Genomic DNA, 24,087 nt, shown 5'->3' with positions numbered 1-24,087 from the left:
ACCCTCCCGATTTCGGTTGCAAAAGTACTGCAAATATCTCGTGTCAGCAAGGAATTTTGATTATCAAGTCTTATCAGAAGTGTTATTTAGTCTTATCAAATCAGAAATAATTTCCTGAAAAGTATCTTACTTATCTTCTTTTTTATTACTTTTGCAAGCATGAAAGAGAAACGAAGAATATTCATATTGGCAGTTGTGGCTTGCTTTTGTACATTGGTAATGCAAGCGCAGGAAGTGAAGAGTGTTTCTTTGGATTCCGTTCCGAAGGCATCTTTACCTAAGGAAGGTATGTCGTTTAAGGAAGGTATGTCGTTGGAATATTCTCGTCCTTCGCTCGGTGGTTTTCCTGTACTTCAAGGCAAATCTTATTACTCTGAATCGAATGCACCTTGGATGTCGGAAGAAGGAAAACCTTTGGAGATTGCACCGAATGCAATACCTCATTTTTCTCTTCCTTCCCCGAATTTGGGTACGATGGCGGTATATTCTTCGGGTATTGAAGTCCCGGGACTGATGAACAGTCAGACTGCAGGGGTTGTTTATCAACAAAATTTCGGGCGTTTTGTTTTTTCTCCTTATGTCGGGATAGAAAAAATAAACACGGGAGTATATGGATTTGGCAATCTCACCAAAGCTTCTTTTGGTGGACGAATGGCTTATCAGGTAAACGACTGGCTCACAGTGGGATTCTATGGACAATATGTTCCAACGAAAACCTCTGATCCTCGAAGCGTCATCATGTCTCCTTTCAATCCCAAAAGCAGCTATGGTGGCTTCATGGAAGTGATGTTCAATCAACATTGGGGGATAGGAGCCAAGATGGGACGAGAGTTTGCGCCACAAAAGAATGGTAAATGGGGATGGAAGAATACCACGGAGGTTTATCCGATTTTCAGAAAATGAGTATTGAATTCATCTGGAAAAATCTTTAATAAAGGAAAGAATGAAGTTGAATCTTAAATACATAGTTACGCTCGTCATCACGGCTTTGGTCTGCATCTTCGCATATCAGACCTATTGGCTCGTGGGGCTTTATCAGTCTCAGGAAAAGGAGGTTGAAGCGAAAATCAAGGGTGGAATGGAGTACGCTCACTTCATGGAGATGAAGAAGCGAATCGAACGATTGCGCAATGATGATAAAGGGCCTCATAGACAACTGACGGGTTCTGTTGCTTTTTCTATGGATGAAGACGATGATATTGATCAAAAGGTAAAGGTGAAAAAGGTTCGTGGAGGAAAGATCGTTCAGTCTGTTCAAACAACTTTTACCAAGCAAGAGAAGCGTAGTGAAGATGACAAGGACCAGGAATTGATGATGATGATGTCGGGCAAGCTGGCAACTATGGTACAACAGGCACTGTTTGGCAAATTGAATGAAATCGCCAAACCTGACATCAATGACTATGACAGTGCATGGGTTGCCAAGATGCTTTCAGACAGTTTGTTGGTGGGCGACGATATTCATCCGCTTCCGCATCAGATTCAGCTTTTAGCAGGAAAGAAGGTTTTGGCGAAAGTGACGACGAAGGGGTATGTGCCTTCCGCCAATGCCAAGCAATACCAATATGTGGTTTGTAATGAGGGGGAGGCGAATGAGGAGAAATATGTCCTTAGCCTAGAGCCTCTTACGATGACTGTGCTCAGCCAGATGGCAGGCATCCTTGCCACATCGCTCTTCATCATGCTCATCCTGGCTTTCGTCTTCTGGTTCCTTATTCATACGATGCTCAAGCAGAAGACGCTTGATGAGATGAAGAGTAATTTCACCAATAACATCACGCACGAATTGAAGACTCCGATAGCAGTAGCCTATGCTGCCACCGACTCCCTGCTGAACTACGGAATGCTCCAGCATCCTGATAAGGCGCGCAAGTATCTCACCATCGCCCAGGAGCAGTTGCAGACGCTCAGCGGATTGGTGGAGCAGATTCTGTCGATGAGTATGGAACGACGGAAATCGATGCTGCTCAATATCGTGGAAGTTCCAGTGAAAGAGGTGATTGAACCATTAATCTCCCAGCATCAGCTGAAAGTGAAATCAGAAGTAAGAACGGATAAAAAGGTGAATGTTTCGTTGTCTGTAGAACCGGAAAATCTGATGGTTCATGCCGACCGGATGCATTTCTCAAACATCGTGAGCAATCTCATAGACAATGCCATCAAGTATTCTGAAGATAGCGTGAAGATAGAAATCAAGGCTTTCCAAAAAGCCGAGGATGAAGTGCTGGTTTCCGTATCAGATAATGGAATCGGTATTGCTCACGATAAATTGCCTTATATTTTCGACAAGTTCTATCGGGTGACGGATGGCAATAAATATACGGTTAAGGGCTATGGTCTCGGGCTTTTCTATGTCAAGAGCCTGATGGAGAAAATGGGTGGTTCTGTTTCCGTAGAAAGCGAGCCGGGAAAAGGAAGCTGCTTCACCCTGCATTTTCTTAAAGGGTAAAAGGCTAAAAGGGTAAAAAGGTTAAAAGAACCTAGTCTCCTTTGCACCCCCGTTCCCAGCGATTCCATCGCTGGTCTCCCAAATCTTAAAGGTAAAAGAAGCAATGAATAAGATAAAAGTATTACTGGTAGAAGACGAAACATCCTTGGCGATGATTCTGAGCGACACCTTGGAGGCACAGGGCTTCGAGATGCGCACGGCGCGTGATGGCGAAGAGGGGCTTCGTATGTTTGATGACCAGAAGCCTGATGTGCTGGTTGCGGATGTGATGATGCCCAAAATGGATGGTTTCGAGATGGTGCGCCGTATCCGCAAGACGGATTCCCGTACTCCTGTGCTTTTCCTCACAGCTCGTTCGGCGGTGAATGATGTGGTAGAGGGATTTGAATTGGGTGGCAATGATTATCTGAAGAAGCCGTTTGCCATCCAGGAGCTCATCGTCCGTATCAAGTCGCTTTGTCATCGGGTTTCTGCAGGAAATATTTCTTCTGAAGAACAGGATGGGGGGAATGTTTATCCTGATAATCCGGATGCTGCTGATCAATGGCTCTCCATCGGTCGTTATCGCCTGAATGTTACCAGTCAGATTCTGCAGTTGGATGGTAAAGATACAGAACTGTCACATCGTGAATCAGAAATCCTTCGCATGCTTGTGGAGAGCAAGAACAATGTGGTAGAGAGCAAGGATATTCTCCTGAAACTTTGGGGTGATGACAGCTTTTTCAATTCCCGCAGTCTCCATGTTTTCATCACCAAGCTCCGCCACAAGTTATCTGCCGATGAAAATATCAGAATCATCAATGTGAGGGGAATTGGGTATAAAATGATTTATTAGAGAAAAATGACAATGGTTAAAAAGAAGAAGATAATAATTGCTTGCGACTCTTATAAGGGCTGCCTTTCGAGCAGAGAGGTGAATGAGGCGATTGCTTCGGGTGTAAAGGAATGGAATGCGGATGATGCTTCTCCCGAAATAAAGAAATTGTCTCCTGATGCTGCTTCTGAAATAAAGATATTGGATTCAGAAGATGCTTCTCCCGAAATCATTACCCTGGAAATGAGTGATGGGGGAGAGGGAATGCTCAATGCTTTTCTCTCGGGGATGAAGGGAGAGCGAGTGAGGATTCATGCCCATGATGCGCTGATGAGATGGATTGAGGCGGAATACGGAATCGTGGATGATACCGCGATTATCGAGATTGCGCAGACCGCTGGACTGGCTCTGATTGAGCCAGAACAGCGCAACCCGATGAAGGCTACTTCCTGGGGCGTTGGCGAGATGATTATGAATGCTTATCGCCGGGGCGTGCGCCATTTCATCGTGGGCTTGGGCGGAAGCGCCACATCCGATTGTGGCATCGGAATGCTCAAGGCGATGGGCGACGACTGGAAGAAAATCCGACAGAAATGCAGTTTTGTGCTGGCTTCGGACGTTACCAATCCGCTCTGTGGCGAAAACGGGGCGGCTTATGTCTTTGCGCCTCAGAAGGGAGCTGATGCTAAGATGGTGCAGATGTTGGATGATAGGGCAAGGAAGTTTGCCGAGGTAAGCTCCAGGCATTTCGGATATGATAGGAGTGAGGTTCCCGGAGCTGGTGCAGCCGGAGGTTTGGGCTATGCCTTCCTGCAATATTTCAATGCTGAGGCTCGTCCTGGGGCTGAGCTTCTCTTGGATGAGATTGGGTTTGATGCGCTCATTCAGGATGCTGATCTCGTGATTACGGGCGAGGGACATAGCGACCGTCAGACCTTGATGGGGAAACTGCCGCAAAGGATTCTGGAGCATGTTCTGAAGTGTAAGGAATCGGATAAAAGCCATGTGGCTTGCTCACAGCTTGCCGGGGATTGTAAATCCCCGGAATCTTCTTTCCCCCTTGTGTGGCTCGTGTCGGGTGGCGTGAGCGACAGGCAGACGATGCTGGATGCAGGATTTGATAGGGTTATTCAGGTTACTCCGGAAGGAATGCCGCTGGATGAGGCGATGAAGCCGGATGTGGCCCGTAACAACATCATAAAAGTGATAAAGAACAAATAAAACAACAGAACTTTCGCATGTGGTTCTAGATGGGCTGAAAGCTCAAAAGCTCCTGCAAGACTCTCGCCCTTTACCTTTCCCTTCGGTCGGTGACCGTTGGCTCAGGGCGTGTGGAGCTTGCATGCGAAATTAGAACAAGAAAGTAATGAAGTATATAATTTTTGATTTTGATGGAACCATCGGAGATTCGCAGAGCTTGATTGTGAAGACCTTGCAGGATACGATGCGGGCAAGAAAACTGGAAGTGAAATCGGATGAGGCTTGTGCCAAGACCATCGGTTTAAGACTGGATGAGGCTTTCATCTCGCTCTTCGGAATGAGTGCTGAGGAAGGAATGGAATGTGCGGCAACCTATCGCGAAATCTTCCTGGATAACAAGAAGACGATGATCGTGCAGCCCTTCCCTCATGTAATAGAAACCCTGAGAGAATTACATCGCCAGGGTTTTATTCTGGGTATGGCAAGCAGCCGCAACCATTGCTCGCTCGACGGATACGTGAAGCAGATGCAGCTGGAAGGTATTTTCTCTTCTATTGTGGCTGGCGATGATGTAGAGCATGTGAAGCCAGCACCCGACATGGTTTTCATGGCTTTGGGAGAAATGAAGGGAATGAAGAATCCCGTAACTTCAGCAGAATCAGGAGATGTGGAGGATTTGCTTGATGAAGTCTTGGTGGTTGGTGACATGACCTTTGATGTAGATATGGCTCACAATGCCGGTTGCAAGGCCTGTGCCGTAACTTACGGAAACGGAACCCGCGAGCAGTTGGCTTCTGCCGAATTTATCATTGATGATTTTGCAGAACTCCTGGGGCTGGTCTGAGATTAATTACAGAACTGTCGTATGTGGAGAAGTTAATGGAAATTAGGAAAGTAAGAGGGAAGTTAAGGGACAAATGTCCTACGTTTTACACCGGAAGACTATTGTCTCTTAACTTCCCGAACGACTGTAGGGAGTGATAACTTCTTTAACTTCAACCAATTTCCTCACTTGAGAAACTTGATTTATTTTACAGTGAGGTTCTGTGTCTTTACCTCTTTACTGTTTCCTCCCACCATAATCTGGAAGTCGCCTGGTTCAATCACATGCTTTAATTCTGCGTTATAGAATTTGAGCATTTCAGGAGTGATATCGAAGCTGATTTCCCTACTTTCTCCTGCAGCCAGATGGATTCGCTGGAAACCTTTCAGCTCCTTGACTGGGCGAGAGATGCTGGCTACCATATCACGGATATAGAGCTGAACTATCTCGTCGGCATCTCGGCTACCTGTATTCTTTAAGTTGATGGTGGCGGTAATCTTCCAGTCATCCGTATTGACTTCATGGCTGCTTAGCTTCAAATCGCCATACTCGAAAGTGGTGTAGCTCAATCCATAGCCGAATGGATAGAGAGGACCATTGCTTACATCCAGACAATTGCTGGCAAACTTGGCAAACTTCTCATTATCGTCTGGTACAGGGCGACCGGTGTTCTGATGGTTGTAGTAGAGAGGCTCCTGACCGGTAGTCTTAGGCATCGAAGTGGTGAGCTTACCCGATGGCGATTTGTCGCCGAAGATGACATCGCAAAGTGCGTCTCCCACTTCAGAACCACCAAACCATACGTTCATGATGGCAGGAATGTGTTCATTCTCCCATGACAAAACTGTAGGACGACCGGCAAAGTTGAGCAATACGATAGGCTTACCCGTCTTTGCGAGTTCTGCCAGAAGTTCCTGTTGCACATCTGGCATTTCCAGATTAGTGCGGCTTGCGCATTCACCGCTCATGTCGGCTGTTTCGCCCATAGCGCATACTATTACGTCTGCTTCCTTTGCTATCTGCAGTGCCTCGTTCTTCATCTTTACCTCATCTCCCCAGGCTATAGACTTGCCCAGTTCGCCGTTCTTCTGAAGTTCATGGTTGCGCCAGATATTGCTACCTTGAGCATATAATAAGGTGGCTTTGCCATTGAGCGCTTTCTCCATCGCCTCCTTGATGGTGGTGTATTTCTCAGGAGCCTGAGCTACACTCCATGTGCCGGCAATATTGTTGCGGGTATCTGCAAGAGGACCAATCAGAGCTATCTTTCCCTGCTTCTTCAGAGGAAGAAGATTTCCTTCATTTTTCAGAAGCACGAAAGTCTCGGCTGCTACGTCGCGAGCTATCTGTCGGTTTTCGGCAGAGTAGATGTCGGTCTTGTTTCGCTTGGTATTGCAGTAGCGGTAAGGATTGCTGAACAATCCCAGTTTGTATTTTGCCTCGAGGATGCGTCGGCAGGCGATGTTGATATCTTCCTCTGTCACCTTGCCCTCAGCCACGCTTTGTGCCAGATGCTTGACGAAGGCATTGGAGCACATATCCATATCCGTGCCAGCCAGGAGTGCCTGTTCTGATGCTTCTTTCAGATCCTTGGCAGTGCCGTGGTTCAGAATCTCGGCGATAGATGCATAATCTGTTACGAGAAAGCCCTTGAATCCCCATTGTTTTCTCAAAACATCAGTCATCATCCAGTGGTTGGCGGTGGCAGGGGTGTAATCTATCAGGTTGAACGAAGACATTACGCTGCCTACGCCAGCCTTTACTACGGCTTCGTAAGGAGGCAGGTATTGGTTCATCATACGTATGCGACTCATATCTACTGTATTGTATTCCTTGCCGCTCTCCACGGCTCCGTAGAGGGCAAAGTGCTTGAGACAAGCCATGATTCTATCGGCTTTCAATATCTCCTCTGTGCGCATATCGGCGCCCTGGTAACCCTGTGTGAGTGCGGCACCCATCACGCCGCTCAGGTAAGGATCCTCTCCGTTACCCTCGCTGATTCGTCCCCATCGGGCGTCGAGTGCAATATCTACCATGGGCGAGTAAGTCCAGTTGATTCCTGCAGCACTGGCTTCCTTAGCCGATACTTCGCCTACCTTCTTCATCGCTTCTGTATCCCAGGAGCAGGAGAGGGCGAGAGGGATAGGGAACATAGTCTCGTAACCATGGATTACGTCCATGCCCACCAGCAGCGGAATGCCCAGACGGCTATTCTTGATGGCGATGTCCTGGAGAGCCTTGATCTTGTCGAGTCCCTTGATGTTGAATACGCCGCCCATGTTGCCTTTTGCAATGTCGCCACCCACCTGGGTGTTCAGGGCTCCACCGGTAGTGATGTCGCCAGCCACCATCAGGTTGAGCTGACCGATTTTCTCCTGCAGGGTCATCTTTGCCATCAGCTGGTCGATATACTCCTTCATCGGCAGGATTTTACTTTTTTGAGTTGTAGTTGCAACTTTCTTCTTGCTTGCAGGTGTATGTGCGATGGCAGGAACCATCAGCGAGCCAGCCAGCAGAAATGATAGTGATATGAATGCTGCTCTCATATTTATATTGTTAGTTTAAAACGTTTATATTGTTAGTTTTTAAAATCTTAGAAGCAGAGTGCTGCTTATGGATGATGGTGTTGACACCAGTTGCTGGAATAAAAAAGGAGAAGACCCGATGGGGGCTTCTCCTTTTTATTTCTCCATCAACTTATTCCTCCATCAACTTGCGATAGCGACCTTTCTTGATCTCTGTATCGCCCAGGCGGCGCGCCTTGTTGATTTCATACTCAGAATAGCTGCCCTCGAAGAAGAAGACCTCACCATTGCCCTCGAAGGCAAGAATGTGGGTACAGATTCGGTCGAGGAACCAGCGGTCGTGGCTGATAACCACAGCACAACCGGCAAATGCTTCCAAACCTTCCTCCAAGGCACGCAGTGTGTTCACGTCGATATCGTTGGTTGGCTCATCGAGGAGCAACACATTACCTTCCTGCTTCAATGCCAAGGCCAACTGCAGACGGTTGCGCTCACCACCCGAGAGAACACTGCAGAGCTTGCTCTGGTCGGTGCCCGAGAAGTTGAAACGGCTGATATAAGCACGTGCATTCACGTCTCTGCCACCCAGACGCAAGGTTTCGTTGCCCTGGGAAATCACCTCGTAAACGGTCTTCTGAGGGTCGATGTCCTTGTGCTGCTGGTCAACATAAGCCAGCTTCACGGTCTCACCCACCTCGAATGTGCCGCCATCTGCCTGATCCAAGCCCATGATGAGGCGGAAGAGGGTAGTCTTGCCGGCTCCGTTAGGACCAATCACACCTACGATGCCGTTAGGAGGAAGCATGAAGTTGAGGTCGTTGAAGAGAACCTTCTCGCCGAACGCCTTTTTAACGTGCTGAGCCTCAATCACCTTGTTGCCCAGACGAGGACCGTTAGGGATGAAGATTTCCAGCTTCTCCTCGCGCTCCTTCTGCTCCTGGTTGAGCATCTGCTCGTAAGAGTTCAGACGAGCCTTACCCTTAGCCTGACGGGCCTTAGGTGCCATGCGAACCCATTCCAACTCGCGCTCCAATGTCTTGCGGCGCTTAGAGGCAGTCTTCTCCTCCTGAATCATTCGCTTGGTCTTCTGGTCGAGCCATGAAGAGTAGTTGCCCTTCCATGGAATACCCTCGCCACGATCCAACTCCAGAATCCACTCGCTCACGTCGTCGAGGAAGTAGCGGTCGTGGGTTACGGCGATTACGGTACCCTCATACTGCTGCAGGTGCTGCTCCAGCCAGTCGATGCTCTCAGCATCCAGGTGGTTGGTTGGCTCATCGAGCAGGAGTACATCCGGCTTCTGCAGGAGCAGGCGGCAGAGAGCCACGCGGCGGCGCTCACCACCCGAGAGATTGGTAACAGGCCAATCGCCAGGAGGACAATGTAGGGCAGCCATCGCACGCTCCAGCTTGGAGTCGATGTTCCAGGCATCAGTAGCATCAATGATATCCTGCACCTCAGCCTGACGCTGCATCAGCTTGTCCATCTTATCAGGGTCTCCGTAATATTCTTCGAGACCGAACTTATTGTTGATGTCCTCGTATTCTGCGAGTGCATCATAGATTTTCTGCACACCCTCCATCACGTTTTCCTTCACGGTCTTGTTCTCGTCGAGCGGAGGATCCTGAGGCAAGTAGCCCACAGAGTAGCCTGGGCTCCAAACCACCTCACCCTGGGTAGGTTGCTCAAGTCCTGCGATGATTTTCATCAACGTAGATTTACCGGCACCGTTCAAACCGATGATGCCGATTTTTGCTCCGTAGAAGAACGATAGGTAGATGTTCTTCAGAATCTGTTTCTGGTTTTGTGGGATAATCTTAGATACGCCCACCATCGAAAAGATAATCTTCTTGTCGTCAACTGTTGCCATATAATATTAAAATGTATGATTTTTAATTTTTCCGCAAATTTAAGAAGAAAATCGCAAATTACCAAATAAAAAGCGCATGAAGTTAGCTGTTAATTCATTTTTTTATCGTACCTTTGCACTCGCAATTGGTTTGCTGCCACCTTCTGCCGCCTCAGGCAGGATGAGTGCGTAGTGATTAAAAGGGAATCGGGTGAGAAGCCCGGACAGTCCCGCTGCTGTAAGCGTCTTATTGCGGTAAGCACCATGGTCACTGACATTTTTTCGGGAAGACCGCTTGCCATGAGTTTTGCATCTTTTTATGTTTACATAGAGTAAGATGCTGGGAGGACGCAAGTCAGAAGACCTGCCGTTGCCATCGGAAACAATATGATGAAAGAGTGTCTTTAGGATAAGAGATTCCGATGATTCTATCCAACCCCGTGGGATGGGTTCGTGATGGAGACACAGATAATAATATAAAAGATAGAATGAATGAAGGCATTGAGGATATTTTGTCTCGGTGGCTTGCTACTGTTGTATGCACAAGTGGGTATGGGGCAAGATTCCATTCGTACCGAGCACTTGCAGGAAGTAAAAGTGAATGCTCGGCAGCACTGGATACTTACGAGCACATCGCCTCTCCAGCTTTTGGACAAGGGGGATATGTTAAGGCTTGGCGTTACGGATATGGCCGACGCTTTGCACCGCATGCCAGGCATCAATCTGCGCGACTATGGTGGGGCAGGAGGAATGAAAACGGTAGCTGTGCGTGGATTCGGAGCGGGACATACGGGAGTGAGTTACGATGGTGTGCTGCTCAGCGAATGTCAGGGCGGCGAAATTGATGTGTCCCGTTATTCGCTCGGCCAAGTGCAGACATTGCGACTCACCATTGGTGACAACGACGACATCTTCATTTCGGCTCGGCAAGCCTCGGTGGCAGCTTTACTTGCCATCGAGACCATGAGCGAGATTCCCATCGACCAGCAGCCTCACCTCTCTACTCAGTTGCAGGTGGGATCCTTCGGATATGTCTCGCCTTATCTGCGCTATGTGCAGAGATTGTCTGATAGGTTCACCCTCCAGGCGATGGGTGAGTATACCTATGCCGAAAACGACTATCCTTTCCTCTTGCGCAACGGTAAATATACTACCCATGAGCGAAGAACCAACAGCCGGATGAACTCGGGGCATGGCGAACTGAATATGCACTGGATGATGGGCAGACGATCCGATGGCATGAGCCGGAACCAATTGTGGGCAAAGCTCTACTATTATGACAACGACCGACAGTTGCCAGGCATCGTGAGATTTTATACCGATGTAACAGCCGAACAGTTGCACGACCGCAACGCCTTTGCTCAGGCGAGATGGCAAGCCAGAAGTCTTGATGACCGTTGGATGCTGAAGGTGCAAGCCAAGATGAACTGGGTGAGTTCTGCCTATCAGGACACGCTCGTGGCAAATCGGCGCAATGATGCTACCTACTGGCAGAGGGAATATTATACTTCGGCAGCACTGATGTGGATGCCGGATGATGGCTGGGCGGTGGATTACTCTGCCGACTGGATGATGAACTCGCTCAACAGCACCCTCGCCACCGATCTGCGACCTCATCGACATGGCATCCTGCAGTCGCTCTCTGCCCGATATGCGAAGGGAAGATGGGTAGCTCTAGCCAGAATGCTGGCTTCGGTTTACCTCAACAGCGTGGGGCGCAAGATAGAGACTCAGCCAGGCAGTGCCAATCCTACCAAGGCAGGACAGGCTGCCAAGGATGCACGCCGGCTTTCGCCATCGCTTTCGCTTTCTTATCGGCTCCTGGGGAATGGTACTGCCAGCGATGAACTTTATCTCAGGGCTTCGTACAAGGACATCTTCCGGGTTCCTAATTTCAACGAGAACTATTTCTTCCATTATGGAAGTTCTGATCTGAAGCCTGAGAAAACCCGACAGTTGAATATCGGGCTTACGTGGAAAAAAACTTCTTCAGAAGATGGGGGAAACGGCGAATCCCTGCGTTACAGGGGATGGAATCTTCAAGCAACGCTGGACGGCTACAACAATCGGGTGACCGACAAGATTGTGGGCGTTCCTTACAATATGTTCGTTTGGCGTACCGTAAACCTGGCACGGGTTGATGTCGTTGGCGTGGATGCTTCTTTGCGTGGCACTTGGCAGATGGCTCCGGGGCAGCAACTCTCGCTGCAAGGGTCGTATAGCTACCAGCATGTGGTGAACCATACCGACCGCTCGTCCAAATATTATGGCAATCAAGTAGCCTATATCCCTCTGCACTCGGGCAGTATTGCCTTGGGGTGGGAGAATCCCTGGGTGAATGTCTCACTCCATGGACAGGGAATGAGCAAGCGATGGGCCAACAATGAGCATTATGAAGGCACCGAAGTGGATGGCTACTGGGACATGGGGTTGACGCTCTATCGTCAGCTGGACGGACTGAGTCTTTTGGGGAAATCCCTGAGAGGTGTGAAGGTCAGAATGGATGTGAAGAACCTGCTGTCGGAGCAGTATGAACTAGTAGGGCATTATCCGATGCCTCGCCGCAGCTGGATGTTAAGCATCGGGTATAACTTCTAGATAGTAACAAATTAGATTCAAATATAAACAGATAAAAAAGAAAATGAAAAAGTATTTATTAGGTTTGGCGGTGCTCTTGATGGGCACTGCAGTGATGACATCATGTAGCGACGACAACGATGGTCCTGAGACTTATCTCCAGGTGTATAGTACGGGCGCTTATGTCGTGAATTCAGGTAACATGTATAACAAAATTGAGAGCTCTCTCACAGCCATCGACTATGCTTCAAGCACAGCCACACAGAACGTATTCAAGGCTGCTAACGGTCGTTCGCTCGGTAATACTGCCAATGACGGCATCGTTTATGGCAACAAGATTTATCTTGCCGTAGACCAGAGCAACACCATCGAGGTAATCGACAAGAAAACCAAGCAGAGTATCAAGCAAATCAAAACCACAGAGTTGCTAGGCAATGCTGAGGGTGCAGAGCCTCGCCATATCATCGCCGACGGTGGCAAGGTTTATTTCACTACATACGGAGGCTATGTAGCAGCCGTGGACACCACAAGTTTTGCTCTTCAAAAGAAGTGGCAGGTGGGCAGCTATCCTGAGGGCTTGGTCATCGGTAATGGCAATCTCTACGTTGCCAACAGCAACTATGGTGCTGGTGGTGGAAACATCTCTTGCATCAATCTTTACAACGACAATGTAGAGACAAAGAATATCGAGGGTGTGAACAATCCTACCAGCATCTATTATGCTTCGGGGCGTGTCTATGTCATCGACAACCCTGTGTATGGACCTGCTCCTGACTATGCGACCACTGGCGAGAATGCCCTCCGTGTGGTACTCTTCGACAAGGGCAAGTCACAGAAGGTGGCAGATGGCAACTATGCTGTATGCGTAACCCCTGGTGCTATAACACGTACGCAGGTGGTTCGTCCTTATTTCTTTGTGCTCAATGCACCTTTTGGAGGCACTCCTAGTGTGAGTGTGCTTGCAGCAGGAAGTACACAACCACAGGCGATGACGCTCTCTGAGATGCCTGTGAGCCCATGCGGCATTTTCGCCGACCCATTGAACGGTCATATCTTCGTGCTCTCTTATAAAATGGGCGATAATGGCTATGCCGACTATAATGGCAATGGCTACGTAGTGGAGTATGACAGCGCTGGTCAGAAGCAGCATGAGTATGAGACTGGCGTAGGTTCTTGCGCTATGTTCTTTGACTCTGCCTACAAGACAGCATACGCAGAATAAGATGTCGCGAGACAGATGATTATATAACTTATCCAATCCATGGGGAAGTGTCGTTTCGGCGCTTCCCTTTTTTATGTGTGTCGGACAAAGTATATTTTTTTTCTCTAAATTAATGCCACATCTATCACACTTGCACTTAACTCTTTGATTATAAACTGATAACGCGTGGCAATAAGCGCTTTTTTATTGCCACCTTATTGCCACGCATTGCCACGGTAAAGAAGAAATTACGTCCCGATGTAGCATTTGATACGTCCCGACGTAATAACCGTTATGTCCCGACGTACAGTCAGAAACGTCGCGATGCAGTTTCCAGAACGTCCTGGCTGCCATCTGGTAAGGCTTTTCCAACTTTAAGTGAGTCTCTTTTGGACTTCAAGTAAGCCTCTTTTGAACTTCAAGTAAGCCTCTTTTGGACTTCAAGTAAGCCTCTTTTGAACTCCAAATGAGCCTCACTTGAACTTTACGTAAGTGTTATTCCAACTTTACGTAAGTGTTCTTTATCGGTAAATAACTCTCCGTCGGTAGAGGAATTAGACTTGGCTGCAATACGCTTTTTTCTTGAATTACCAAGGAAAAAAATGTTTTCGTCATAAAATCAATAGATTTATTTTGTATTGTCTTCGAATTATATTATCTTTGCAAGCAAACTTTAAAAGAAAGGATATTTTATGGATGCAACTTATATTGACCTGACCATTCGCCTGTCTCTCGCCCTGCTTTTAGGAGGTGCGATAGGAATAGAGCGAGAATATCGTGCCAAGGAGGCTGGTTTCCGTACTCACTTTCTCGTGGCATTGGGAAGTGCGCTCTTCTGTGTTGTTTCCCAGTATGGATTTGGATTTGATTTAAAGGATTCTTCCCGTGTGGCTGCGCAGGTGGTTTCGGGCATTGGATTCCTGGGCGCTGGAACGATTATCTTCCAGAAAAACGTAGTGAGAGGTCTTACCACGGCGGCTGGTTTGTGGGTGACAGCGGCTATTGGTCTGGCGTGCGGTACGGGAATGTATATGGCTGCAGCTATTACCACGGCGATGGTGCTGCTGGGACTGGAAGTATTGAACTACTGGATTCCGCAGTTGGGAACAACTACCGTCGACTTGACCTTCTCCGCGCCATCGCGTGAAAGCGTGAAGGAGTTTATCAAGCAAATCAAGCAGAAAGGCCTGGAAGTTCATTCCTATGAGCTGAAAGAGCGCCGCTTCTCGAAGGAGGAATTCCTGGAAGCGAACATAGAAATCAAGGCAAAGCGCGATTTCCACACCATGGAGATTCTTGATTACATGAAAGATTTCTCGGATGTCACGATTTCAACGATAAAATAAAATAGGTTAGGAGGAAAAAATGAAGGAGCCAAGAACATTTGTCTTAGCTCCTTCACTTTTTTATGATGTTTTTTAGAAAATCCTTTTATGAAGTTTCAAAAAATCCTTTGAAATCATTAGAAAAACCTAGCCAGATAGTCATAATGCTCGCCTTCTTCCACGAGTTCACCATGCAACCCGCAGGTTTCGGCAATGGACTTGAGTAATGGGAAATCTACGTAGAGCCAATCGAAACGGTCGCCCTTTACATCCTTGTAGATCATCTGATAATCTACTTCTCCGTAATAGGCTCCATTCAGATTGATGTCGAAACTCCCATCCTCATTCTCGTAGATATATTTCAGATCAGAGGAATCGATGAGAATCTGACCGCCCGGATTCAGCAACGCTTTCAGACGCAGGAAGAGAGCAGGGAGATTTTCTATTTTTCCGGCAATTCCCGTTCCGTTCATCAGAAGGAGAATCGTATCGAAACCGCCTTCAAACTGTTCCTGGTTCTCTTCGGAATGAGTCTCCTGGTGCTCTCTGGAATGATTCCCACTGCTCAGATGCGGATCGAAGAGATTGATGCATTCCGCATCCTTCACCCCTCTCAGCTTCATCGCTTCGCAGCTCAAGGGCGAAATATCAATCGCCTTCACTGCCAGTCCCTTCTCCTGCAAGGCGAGCGTATGGCAGCCGGCTCCGGCTCCAATATCCAGCACCCGTCCCTTGGCAAGCTGTAAGGCCTTCTGTTCCAGCATCGGCATTTCCCGGGTGCTTCTGAACAGATGTTTCACTGGCATTTCGTCTTCCTCGAACATCGAAGAGAGCACTCTCAGTCGGGCTGCTTTCCCATGCTGCTGGAAGTCGAGAATAGCTGCGCCCATCGGGTCTTTATCTGCTGATAATATTTCTGTATTCATTTTCTTTCTATCTGTTTTATCTTAAGTTTATTGAATTCTTCTGCAAAAATACAATAAAGTTTGGATAAAACAGATATATTTCAGAAAAAACTAATCAGTTTTTTACTCGTATCTGATTGCCTCGATAGGGTCGAGTCTTGCAGCCTTCTTTGCCGGATACCAGCCGAAGAAAACGCCGGTGAAGGTGCAGACGGCGAAGCTCATGATGATGCTCCAAGGCTCTATCTGAGTGGCAATATGCAGGAAGGCATTCAGACTCAGCGACAGACTCACACCCAATATCACTCCGATGATTCCGCCGGTCACTGAGAGCAGAATCGCCTCGATGAGGAACTGGTTCAGAATATCGATACCCCTGGCTCCCACACTCATTCGGAGACCGATTTCGCGGGTTCGCTCGGTAACTGAAACGTACATGATGTTCATGATTCCAATACCGCCCACCAACAGGGAGATTCCAGCCACACTACCCAAAAGGATGGTGATGGTGGACATGGTGGAATTCATCATGCTGGAGATTTCCTCCTGCGAACGGATGTTGAAATCATCCTCATCTGCCTCGGTGGTCTCGGTAGCGTCTTTCAGCTTATGGTTGCGACGGAGGATTTCTGAAATCTGATCCTGAGCCGGCTGCGAAGCTTCCTCGGTAATGGCAGAACATACGATTCCGCCCAGATAGGTCTGTGCCAGGATTCGCTTCATCACGGTGGTGTATGGGGCGAGTACGAGGTCATCCTGGTCCATTCCCATGGAGTTGTAACCCTTCTTCTGGAGCACACCTACTACACGGAACGGGATGCTGTTGAAACGTACTACCTTGCCGATCGGGTCGCTGCCGTCGGGAAAAAGATAATCCACTACGGTCTGACCCAGGATGCAGACCTTGGCAGCTGCCTTGATGTCGGTATTGGTAAACAATTCTCCATCTGCCACCTTCAGCTGTCGGATGCTCAGGTAGTCCTGATTCACGCCATAGATGGAACTCTGCGTATTGTTATTGCCATAAATCCACTGTCCCGAACTGTTTACGGTAGGCGAAATGGCACTGATGTAATTACAATCCTCCTTGATGCTCTGGTAGTCTGCCTGCTTCAGGGTCTCCATCGAGGAAGCATCCTGTCGCACACCGCCTCTCATGTCTGCACCCGGCGAAATCATAATCATATTACTACCCATCTCGGCGATGTTCGCCTTGATGCTCGCCTTACTACCCTGTCCGATGGCAAGCATCGTAATCACGGCTACAATACCGATGATGATGCCCAGGGCTGTGAGGAAGGAGCGCATCTTGTTGGCTGCTATCGCTCGAAGGGCTATCTTTAAAAGATTCTGATAATTCATTTACTTTGAACTTATTTACTTTGAACTTTGAGCTTTGAACTTTATGATTAGTAAAGCTGTTGAATTCTTCACTCTTCACTCTTCATTCTTCACTCTTCGTTCTTCACTCTTCGTTCTTCACTTCCCTTATTCGTCCGTATTGTCTGGCAGGGCGGCAAGGCCTTCTGCTGCCGAAAGGATGTGGTCATTATAGGTATCGCTGATGATGTGTCCGTCGCGCAATTCTATGTTGCGGCTGGAATATTTGGCGATATCCGGGTTGTGGGTTACGAAGATGATGGTTCTGCCCTCAGCATAGAGCTTCTGGAAGAGAACCAGGATCTCGAAGCTGGTTCTCGTATCCAGATTACCCGTTGCCTCGTCGGCGAGAATCACGGCAGGATTGTTCACCAGCGCACGGGCGATGGCTACACGCTGCATCTGTCCACCCGACATCTGGTTGCTCTTATGGTAGAGTCTCTCGCCCAATCCTACAGCCTTCAGAGCTTCGATGGCACGCTGCTTGCGCTCTTCTGCGCTGATGGCAGGATTGTGCATCAGCGGTAGCTCTACATTCTCTACGCTCGTGGTCTTTGGCAGAAGATTGTAGTTCTGGAAGATGAAGCCAATCTTGCGGTTGCGCAGGATGGCTCTGTCGTTGCGGCTCATCTTGCGCACGCTTACGCCGTCCAGGTAATATTCACCCTTGGAAGGGGTGTCGAGGCAGCCCAGCTGGTTGAGCAGGGTGGATTTGCCGGAACCCGACTTACCCATAATGGTGACGAACTCGCCCTCGTAGATCTTGAAGCTTACGCCTTTCAGGGCGTGGACGGTTTCATCACCCACAAGAAAGTCGCGACGCACGTTGTCGAGCTCTATCACCACTTTCTTGTTCTCGTTGTTATTTGATGTTTCAGACATAATTATTCTTTTATGGGATTTGATAGGAGTTAAGGAGTTAAAGGAGTTATCGCTCCCTGCGGTCGCTGAGGAGTTAAGACAATAGTCTTTTGGCGTAGTTTTCAAGCAGCAAAACATATGTCTTAACTCCTTAACTCCTTAAATATGTCCCTCCTTATAGAATTTCAACATATTGATATTGAGGATGGCGAGGTATTTGGCCTGGAGCTCGTTCTGCTTCGCCTTGAGCAGGTTATCCTTTCCTGTTCGGAGCTCAACGATATTCTTCAATCCCAGCTTAAACTGCTCGCTCAGCAGATCGTAACTGGTCTGAGCACTCTCGCTGCTAACCTTAGCCGCCTTGAACTGACTCTGGTTGGTTGTTGCCTGCAACCAGTAATTCTCAATGGTAGAATAGAGCTGAGTCTGCTGGTTCTTCAGGTCGAGCTGAATGCTTTCGCGCTGAATCAACGCCTTGTTCACCTGTGTCTTGGTAGAGCGGTTCTCAAAGAGAGGAATGCTGACACCAATGCCGCCTCCAACATTGAAGTTGGTCTTCAGCTGCTTGCCCAAGCTTGTACTGTTCATGGAAGTATTGCTGGTTGTAATACCACCGTTGGCGCTGATGGTAGGCAGTTTGCCCGCCTTTGCAATCTTGATGCTCAAATCGTTCTGTGCCAATTGATTCTGGAAGGTCTTGAACTCAGGACGATTGTCGAGTGCAGCTTCATAAATACCATTCAGGGCAGGAACCGCAGCGAGTGCCATCTCATCGGTAGTGTTAGGAATCTCGATGTCGAACGCCTCATCGCTTGTAATCTGAAGCAGTTCTTTCAGCTGTCGCTTGTAGTTCTTCACATTGCTTTCAGCCTGTACGATGTTGAATTCATCCTGTGCTCTCTGAGCGGTGAGCTGCGCCAGATCAGCCTTGCTCATCTTTCCAATTTTCACCATCTCCTTGCCCCGTTTTTCGTTCTGCAAGCTCGACTGATAGCTCTCCTTGTTCACCTGGATAGCCTCAGTAGAATAGAGAATCTGAACATAGAGCTGTGCAATCTGTTCCTGCAGCTTGATAGCCTGAGTGGCAGAATCAAGGTCGGCAGCCTCGGCAGCAAGTTTGTTCAGCTTAATCTGATTGTGATTCTTGTTTCCGTTCCAGATGGTGTAGTTTCCCGATACGGAATAATTTCCATTGTAATAAACCTTGTCTATACTTGCTCTCGAGAAACCGTCTCCGCTGATTCCGCTAGCTACCCACGGCGTATAGTTCACGCTTTGGTTGGTGCTGGCGCTGAGCGAAGGAAGCAGAGCAGCTTTCGACTGCAGATAATCTTCTTGGGCGCTGGCCTTGGTGAGTTGCGTCTTCTGAAGAGAAATGTTGTTGGCAAGCGCATAGTCGATACAGTCTTTCAGCGACCATTGTTTTGCCTGCGTAGCCAATGGTGCCGCCACAAGAAGCAGAGCAGCCATTGCGTTTTTTACTTTTCCGTTCATAATCTTCTTCTATTTTCTTTTTATCCCGTTTTATTTATTTCAGAAAGATATTAATCTGATTGCATTTAGACGGAAAAGTTTATCTTAAAGTTTCAATTTTAACAATCCTTGTGATTTTTGTAAAAAATGGAAAGGGAGGGGAAAAGAAAAATCCGTGGTTATCTGGTATCCGTTAGGCGTCCTGCCGGATTTGCAATCCGGCATCAAAAAATGACCTAACCTTTTATACTCTGCGGATTTGCAATCCGCATCAATCACCTTATTTATTTGCTATTTCTGATGATTTCCTCAGCTTTTTCCTTTTCGCTGTCAAAGCTGAATACTTTATAGATGAGGCCTGTATTCTGAAGATCCACGATATGTGGCGCCATCATTTTGAGCGCTTTCAGCTGTTCGTCGTCGAAAGGGAATATCTTCATGATGCGGACCACCTGGGCGCAGGAATAATAGCAGCCGAGGCTTGCCACATCTATCAGGTCGAACTTGTTGTCGTTGAAGCTTGCTTGCTTTACCTTATTATATAGTTTGGAGAAGGAAGCATCATCGAGGCTGTAGCCGTAATCCATTCTGTCATCGGGATCACATCTTCCATCATAGAGGGGTGGAGTAGGGTGTTGAGGCTGCTGAGCATTCGACTGCTGGCTGTTCGGTTCTATGATCCTCGTGTTGTATTGCACCACCTTCCCGTTTCTGTCGAAGAAAACCGTGATGTACTTGGAATCTCCAAACAGATTATTATATTTGGCATATTCCCATTTGTCCCCAAACATGTCGAAACTGGTGAGCTTAGGTTCTCCAAGAATGGCGATTACCTCCTGCTTTGTCATTCCCCGCTCCACGTTTCTTTTTCCCTTAGCCGAAGCCGAGAGGCATACGGCAAACATCAATATGGTTGTGGCGATAAGCGCCATTACTTCATTTCTTTTCATAAGCGATACTGTTTTTGAAAGTTATAATCTTGAGCCCCTTTAAAAAAGAGTGCTCGGTCATTATCTTGTTTGCGCCTGCAAAAGTACTACTTTCTTCCGAAAAGAAACGAGAAGGATTCCCTAAAGTAGAAGGGGGAATCCCTATTTCTGATTAGGGTGAAAGGTTACGACCTCAGGGGTGAAAAAGACACACGGTCGCTCACGGCAGTAGCATACCAGAGCTTCTTACCTGCGTTCTCACCCGTCTGAGGGGTACGTGTAATCTTGCCTTACTAGTTCCTTGTCCCATAGTCAATCAGTTTTTTAAAGGGTTAATAATTCAATTTTAATGGTTACTCATTCAGTTTTTTTGTCATTCTTCCGATAAGTCTCCTTATCTCTGAATGACGGTGCAAAGATACAGCTTTTGTCTGGAACCACCAAATTTCTGGGTGTGATAAGGGCCGATTTTCAGCAGCTTTCAATTTGAAACTGCGTTAATAATCCTAACTCGTAAGAAAGAGAAGAGAGAAATATAGAGTTGCTGGCAGAAAAACATAGAGATTCAGTCTAAACTACTATTAAATAATCATTTAATCCATTATAAGGCGTCTGTCCGTTCTTCCTCGAAATCGTACTCAATTACTCAGTTACTCAATTACTCAGTTTTATTCTGCCCGTATGTTTCTTCTTGTATAGATAGTATATTATATATTTATATAAATATATAATATAAAAAATATACTTTCAATTTATAACCAAGTTCCAGGTATAGGGGGCTAGAAATAAACTGAGTAATTGAGTAACTGAGTAATTGAGTCAAACCGGGCCAAATCCTAGGTTCGTGTCAGTATCAACAGATAATCTCCATGTGACTTCTTTCGATGTAAATAAAACTCCAAGGATGCCTCTCGAAAAAAACGCTCAAAGATTTGCATATATCGTAGAAAAAGCTTATCTTTGCAGATGAACTCTTTGGTCTTCGCTGTCATGGCTAGGCTATCCTCCGCTTTAGTGAGAACTTATGGAATATGAATCACTTAATAAAAATTAGTATGATAACAGATACAATGAGCTATGCAGATATTGCAAAGGAATTGGAAGAGGATTATAAGAACGTAGTCAGATACCAAGTCCACCTGCCCGTTAAGAAGTATATGAAAGAGGTTATGAACCGACCTAATGGCAAGGTCTTGTTCAAGACTGTGGAGTGGACATCTCCCAGACACAACAAGATGCTGCTTACACCATTAAGCAGGAATAAGAAGGAAACACGGGAAAATGGTCCTTTTATTAATGTTTGCTGTGTTTTCCTATATAAGGGTGAGCTCAATATGGCTGTATATTCACATACGGTATTGCCATGGATTCATGTGCAGTTTTTCACTCATCATTTTTTTCAGCGTTACAACGAGCGATACCTTCATGATTCTTCATTACAGATGATGGATATAGTGAAGCATTTTATACGCTCTCAGTTTGTTGAATCGTTTTTTAAGATAGTGGAGCATCCCAAGCTCGGCATGGAGAGCTTTACGATATTTCCCAATGGTTGTTCCTTCTCTGAAATTGCCGATTACGATCCGTATATATTGCATCATACCTTTGTATCCTTTGACATGCTGCATACCGAGCAGCTGTTGAATTTGGCAGAGCTGTTATATGATCAGCGTCTGGATAATTATCCTGGCAAAAAGTCTGATGACAATTTTTTGTATGAAAAACGAAGAGTGGAGAATTTTAAAAAATATGTCGCTACATTCCCGATGTTGAAGGCTGATTTTCAGAAGCGCCATGAAAACTTCAGAAAATTTAGTGAATTGTGTTTTTATTTGTCCATTGATATTCTTGATCTTACAGAAGGGGTGGATAATCCGGTACTCCATCAGTTTGGCAAGCGCTTGCTAGACATTTCGGCATTACCGGAAAAAGAAAGCAAGTCTGAACTAATGAAGTTGTAGGCAGTGGGCTGATTGAACTTTATTCAAAACTTTTATCGGAAAACTCTTGCGAGTATGAAAATAAAATCGTAACTTTGCTGATGCAATAGAAATATTAATAACATTGGGATTATGAAGCAGGTAGAAGAAAGATATATCAGTTTGTTGACCGATTTCGGTTTCAAGCGAATTTTCGGATCAGCTCCCAACAAGGATTTGCTGATCTGTTTCCTTAACAGCTTGTTCAACGGAAGACAGGTTGTTAAGGACGTGAAGTATCTGAATCCGGAGAAAGTGGGCGACATATATACCGACCGCAAGGCCATCTTTGACGTATATTGCGAAGGAGAAAACGGCGAGAAGTTTATCGTGGAAATGCAGAATGCATACCAGACATACTTCAAGGACCGTGCCCTGTTCTATTCCACCTTCCCTATCCGTGAGCAGGCTCCCAAGGGTAATGAATGGGACTTCAAGCTCAACCATATCTACACGATTGCCCTGCTTAACTTCAACATGAACGAGGATGCCTTCGATAAGGAAAAAATCCGACATCACGTACAGCTATGCGATACTGCCACGCACAAGATATTTTACGATAAGCTGGAATTTATCTACGTGGAAATCGCCAAGTTCAACAAATCGCTGGACGAGTTGGAAACGCTCTACGACAAGTGGCTCTATGCCCTGAAGAACCTCTATAAGCTCACCCAGCGCCCTGAGGCCTTATGCGATAAGGTCTTCGACCGCCTCTTTGAAGAAGCCGAGATAGCAAGATTCACTCCGCAGGAGCAGCGGGAGTACGAAGCCAGCAAGATGGCGTATCGTGATATCAAGAATTCGATAGATACAGCCAAGAGAGAAGGAAAAGAAGAAGGACTGGCTGAAGGAATGGAGAAAGGGTTGGCTGAAGGAATGGAGAGGGGTATGACCCAGCGTAGCCTTGAAATAGCCAGGAAGATGCTGGCGAATGGTATGGATACAGCCACGGTGATGAAAATAACAGGGCTGTCGGCTGAGCAGCTGGAGTTAAAATAGTAGAATGATAATATAATAGCCTATTCTAAAAGAATAACAACATAACAATAAAGAACGCAAGCCCCGCCTAGCAGAGTACAACGCTCTCGTTAGGCGGGGCTTTTGCGTATACTTAAAAACCATAATAATATGAATGAAGAAGAACTACAACCAAAAAGCAACCAGTGGGCTCCTGATGATGAGGGAGCCAAGAAAGGCGAATTGAACCCCAAGCGTATATCTGAGCAGGAGTTTGCTTATGCCATCGACCAGCTGAAAATACCTAATTGTAAATCCCCGGGACGCCTGGCGGGGGGCTTTATGGGGCAAATGGCAGGCTATGGTAATCATACAGTTCCAAGTTCAAAGTTCCAAGTTCAAAGTAACGGAGTTCAAAGTTCCGAAGACGAGGATTATTCTGCTCCGCCTCCGATGCCGAAGAAGCTGCTGAAGCTGGTGGAGCAGCTGATTTTCAAGACTCCGGAAATCTATCAGCCGGCTGTGGCTTGCGCCATTTTTCCTCCGCTGGCTACCCATCTCTGAAGAACCAGATTCAGATATATCGATAACGTGGAGCACGAAGCTACCCTGGCGAGTGTGCTGCTTGCAGGCACAGGTGCAGGTAAAAGTTGTGTACAGAAACCTATCGATTTCATTATGGAGAATATCCGTAAAAGAGATGCCGAAAACCTGAAGCGTGAGAAGGAATGGAAGGATGAAATGATGCGCAAGGGTGCCAATAAGGATAAGCGCAAACGCCCTGAAAAACTGATTATCTAGGAGATTGATACTGCCAAGTACAGCCTTATATAAAAAAAG

General features: G+C 46.9%; 17 protein-coding genes, 1 pseudogene and 1 riboswitch. Of the genes and pseudogenes, 11 read left to right on the top strand and 7 right to left on the bottom strand.

Features of this window, described 5'->3' with window-relative positions; genetic code table 11:
- Positions 1–159: 159 nt before the first annotated feature.
- The 5 genes from ACTQ16_RS11765 to ACTQ16_RS11745 all read left to right on the top strand — a co-directional run bounded on the left by ACTQ16_RS11765 (position 160) and on the right by ACTQ16_RS11745 (position 5,307).
- The gene (locus ACTQ16_RS11765) at positions 160–903 is read left to right on the top strand and encodes a hypothetical protein (RefSeq protein ID WP_441937545.1); all 744 of its coding nucleotides are present in this window, start codon (positions 160–162) and stop codon (positions 901–903) included.
- A 40-nt stretch (positions 904–943) separates the two neighbouring features.
- On the top strand, positions 944–2,449 hold the full coding sequence (locus ACTQ16_RS11760; RefSeq protein WP_441937543.1) for a sensor histidine kinase: 1,506 nt from the start codon (positions 944–946) through the stop codon (positions 2,447–2,449).
- Positions 2,450–2,552: 103 nt separating this feature from the next.
- Positions 2,553–3,284 carry a response regulator transcription factor gene (locus tag ACTQ16_RS11755; protein WP_441937542.1) on the top strand — a complete coding sequence of 244 codons (732 nt, stop codon included), beginning with the start codon at positions 2,553–2,555 and terminating at the stop codon, positions 3,282–3,284.
- Positions 3,285–3,290: 6 nt separating this feature from the next.
- Positions 3,291–4,484 carry a glycerate kinase family protein gene (locus ACTQ16_RS11750; protein WP_441937540.1) on the top strand — a complete coding sequence of 398 codons (1,194 nt, stop codon included), beginning with the start codon at positions 3,291–3,293 and terminating at the stop codon, positions 4,482–4,484.
- Between the two features lie 145 nt (positions 4,485–4,629).
- Positions 4,630–5,307, top strand: a complete 678-nt coding sequence (locus tag ACTQ16_RS11745; protein ID WP_441937538.1) for an HAD family hydrolase — start codon at positions 4,630–4,632, stop codon at positions 5,305–5,307.
- 182 nt (positions 5,308–5,489) lie between these two features.
- On the opposite strand, the gene bglX is transcribed toward ACTQ16_RS11745, so the two are convergent.
- Complete coding sequence (gene bglX / locus ACTQ16_RS11740; RefSeq protein ID WP_295345877.1) at positions 5,490–7,832, bottom strand: beta-glucosidase BglX; 2,343 nt, start codon at positions 7,830–7,832, stop codon at positions 5,490–5,492.
- Between the two features lie 151 nt (positions 7,833–7,983).
- Positions 7,984–9,681 (bottom strand): energy-dependent translational throttle protein EttA, encoded by a 1,698-nt coding sequence (gene ettA, locus ACTQ16_RS11735; protein ID WP_006847047.1) that lies wholly within the window; start codon positions 9,679–9,681, stop codon positions 7,984–7,986.
- Between the two features lie 112 nt (positions 9,682–9,793).
- Positions 9,794–10,046, top strand: a riboswitch (cobalamin riboswitch).
- 106 nt (positions 10,047–10,152) lie between these two features.
- On the opposite strand from ettA, the gene ACTQ16_RS11730 reads away from it, so the two are divergent.
- From ACTQ16_RS11730 to ACTQ16_RS11720, 3 genes are all read left to right on the top strand, one after another.
- Positions 10,153–12,258 (top strand): TonB-dependent receptor plug domain-containing protein, encoded by a 2,106-nt coding sequence (locus ACTQ16_RS11730; RefSeq protein ID WP_441937536.1) that lies wholly within the window; start codon positions 10,153–10,155, stop codon positions 12,256–12,258.
- 43 nt (positions 12,259–12,301) lie between these two features.
- A complete protein-coding gene (locus ACTQ16_RS11725; protein WP_441937535.1) occupies positions 12,302–13,459 on the top strand; it encodes a YncE family protein in 1,158 nt (385 codons plus the stop codon).
- Positions 13,460–14,130: 671 nt separating this feature from the next.
- Positions 14,131–14,784, top strand: coding sequence for an MgtC/SapB family protein (locus ACTQ16_RS11720; protein ID WP_153125516.1), 654 nt, complete (start codon positions 14,131–14,133; stop codon positions 14,782–14,784).
- Positions 14,785–14,900: 116 nt separating this feature from the next.
- Here ACTQ16_RS11720 and ACTQ16_RS11715 read toward each other — a convergent pair whose 3' ends face one another.
- The 5 genes from ACTQ16_RS11715 to ACTQ16_RS11695 all read right to left on the bottom strand — a co-directional run bounded on the left by ACTQ16_RS11715 (position 14,901) and on the right by ACTQ16_RS11695 (position 20,332).
- Complete coding sequence (locus tag ACTQ16_RS11715) at positions 14,901–15,689, bottom strand: class I SAM-dependent methyltransferase (protein ID WP_441937534.1); 789 nt, start codon at positions 15,687–15,689, stop codon at positions 14,901–14,903.
- Positions 15,690–15,791: 102 nt separating this feature from the next.
- Positions 15,792–17,030: an ABC transporter permease gene (locus ACTQ16_RS11710; protein WP_441937532.1), complete on the bottom strand. Its 1,239-nt coding sequence runs from the start codon at positions 17,028–17,030 to the stop codon at positions 15,792–15,794.
- Between the two features lie 126 nt (positions 17,031–17,156).
- On the bottom strand, positions 17,157–17,930 hold the full coding sequence (locus ACTQ16_RS11705) for an ABC transporter ATP-binding protein (RefSeq protein WP_295345871.1): 774 nt from the start codon (positions 17,928–17,930) through the stop codon (positions 17,157–17,159).
- Positions 17,931–18,068: 138 nt separating this feature from the next.
- Complete coding sequence (locus ACTQ16_RS11700) at positions 18,069–19,403, bottom strand: TolC family protein (RefSeq protein ID WP_441937530.1); 1,335 nt, start codon at positions 19,401–19,403, stop codon at positions 18,069–18,071.
- Positions 19,404–19,666: 263 nt separating this feature from the next.
- The gene (locus ACTQ16_RS11695; protein WP_441937529.1) at positions 19,667–20,332 is read right to left on the bottom strand and encodes a DUF4476 domain-containing protein; all 666 of its coding nucleotides are present in this window, start codon (positions 20,330–20,332) and stop codon (positions 19,667–19,669) included.
- Positions 20,333–21,366: 1,034 nt separating this feature from the next.
- Between ACTQ16_RS11695 and ACTQ16_RS11690 the strand changes: the two genes are divergently transcribed.
- The 3 genes and pseudogenes from ACTQ16_RS11690 to ACTQ16_RS11680 all read left to right on the top strand — a co-directional run.
- Entirely contained in the window at positions 21,367–22,272 is a 906-nt protein-coding gene (locus ACTQ16_RS11690; RefSeq protein WP_441937528.1) for a hypothetical protein, read from the top strand.
- Between the two features lie 111 nt (positions 22,273–22,383).
- Positions 22,384–23,289, top strand: coding sequence for an Rpn family recombination-promoting nuclease/putative transposase (locus ACTQ16_RS11685; protein WP_441937527.1), 906 nt, complete (start codon positions 22,384–22,386; stop codon positions 23,287–23,289).
- Between the two features lie 384 nt (positions 23,290–23,673).
- Positions 23,674–24,045, top strand: a pseudogene (locus ACTQ16_RS11680) (hypothetical protein); the annotation flags it as partial.
- Positions 24,046–24,087 lie beyond the last annotated feature (42 nt).

It is taken from the genome of Prevotella sp. LCP21S3_D2, from assembly GCF_052118345.1.
Lineage (GTDB): Bacteria > Bacteroidota > Bacteroidia > Bacteroidales > Bacteroidaceae > Prevotella.
The sequence above is the reverse complement of the archived record's forward strand: the minus strand, read 5'-3'. Positions and strand labels throughout refer to the sequence as shown.

Excerpts from the sequence above, each read along its gene's own strand:
- ACTQ16_RS11700 (WP_441937530.1), bottom strand. The coding sequence starts at position 19,403 with ATGAACGGAAAAGTAAAAAACGCAATGGCTGCTCTGCTTCTTGTGGCG.
- bglX (WP_295345877.1), bottom strand. The coding sequence starts at position 7,832 with ATGAGAGCAGCATTCATATCACTATCATTTCTGCTGGCTGGCTCGCTG.
- ettA (WP_006847047.1), bottom strand. The coding sequence starts at position 9,681 with ATGGCAACAGTTGACGACAAGAAGATTATCTTTTCGATGGTGGGCGTA.
- ACTQ16_RS11760 (WP_441937543.1), top strand. The coding sequence starts at position 944 with ATGAAGTTGAATCTTAAATACATAGTTACGCTCGTCATCACGGCTTTG.
- ACTQ16_RS11710 (WP_441937532.1), bottom strand. The coding sequence starts at position 17,030 with ATGAATTATCAGAATCTTTTAAAGATAGCCCTTCGAGCGATAGCAGCC.
- ACTQ16_RS11685 (WP_441937527.1), top strand. The coding sequence starts at position 22,384 with ATGAAGCAGGTAGAAGAAAGATATATCAGTTTGTTGACCGATTTCGGT.
- ACTQ16_RS11720 (WP_153125516.1), top strand. The coding sequence starts at position 14,131 with ATGGATGCAACTTATATTGACCTGACCATTCGCCTGTCTCTCGCCCTG.
- ACTQ16_RS11765 (WP_441937545.1), top strand. The coding sequence starts at position 160 with ATGAAAGAGAAACGAAGAATATTCATATTGGCAGTTGTGGCTTGCTTT.
- ACTQ16_RS11745 (WP_441937538.1), top strand. The coding sequence starts at position 4,630 with ATGAAGTATATAATTTTTGATTTTGATGGAACCATCGGAGATTCGCAG.
- ACTQ16_RS11715 (WP_441937534.1), bottom strand. The coding sequence starts at position 15,689 with ATGAATACAGAAATATTATCAGCAGATAAAGACCCGATGGGCGCAGCT.
- ACTQ16_RS11730 (WP_441937536.1), top strand. The coding sequence starts at position 10,153 with ATGAAGGCATTGAGGATATTTTGTCTCGGTGGCTTGCTACTGTTGTAT.
- ACTQ16_RS11755 (WP_441937542.1), top strand. The coding sequence starts at position 2,553 with ATGAATAAGATAAAAGTATTACTGGTAGAAGACGAAACATCCTTGGCG.
- ACTQ16_RS11750 (WP_441937540.1), top strand. The coding sequence starts at position 3,291 with ATGACAATGGTTAAAAAGAAGAAGATAATAATTGCTTGCGACTCTTAT.
- ACTQ16_RS11690 (WP_441937528.1), top strand. The coding sequence starts at position 21,367 with ATGATAACAGATACAATGAGCTATGCAGATATTGCAAAGGAATTGGAA.
- ACTQ16_RS11705 (WP_295345871.1), bottom strand. The coding sequence starts at position 17,930 with ATGTCTGAAACATCAAATAACAACGAGAACAAGAAAGTGGTGATAGAG.
- ACTQ16_RS11725 (WP_441937535.1), top strand. The coding sequence starts at position 12,302 with ATGAAAAAGTATTTATTAGGTTTGGCGGTGCTCTTGATGGGCACTGCA.
- ACTQ16_RS11695 (WP_441937529.1), bottom strand. The coding sequence starts at position 20,332 with ATGAAAAGAAATGAAGTAATGGCGCTTATCGCCACAACCATATTGATG.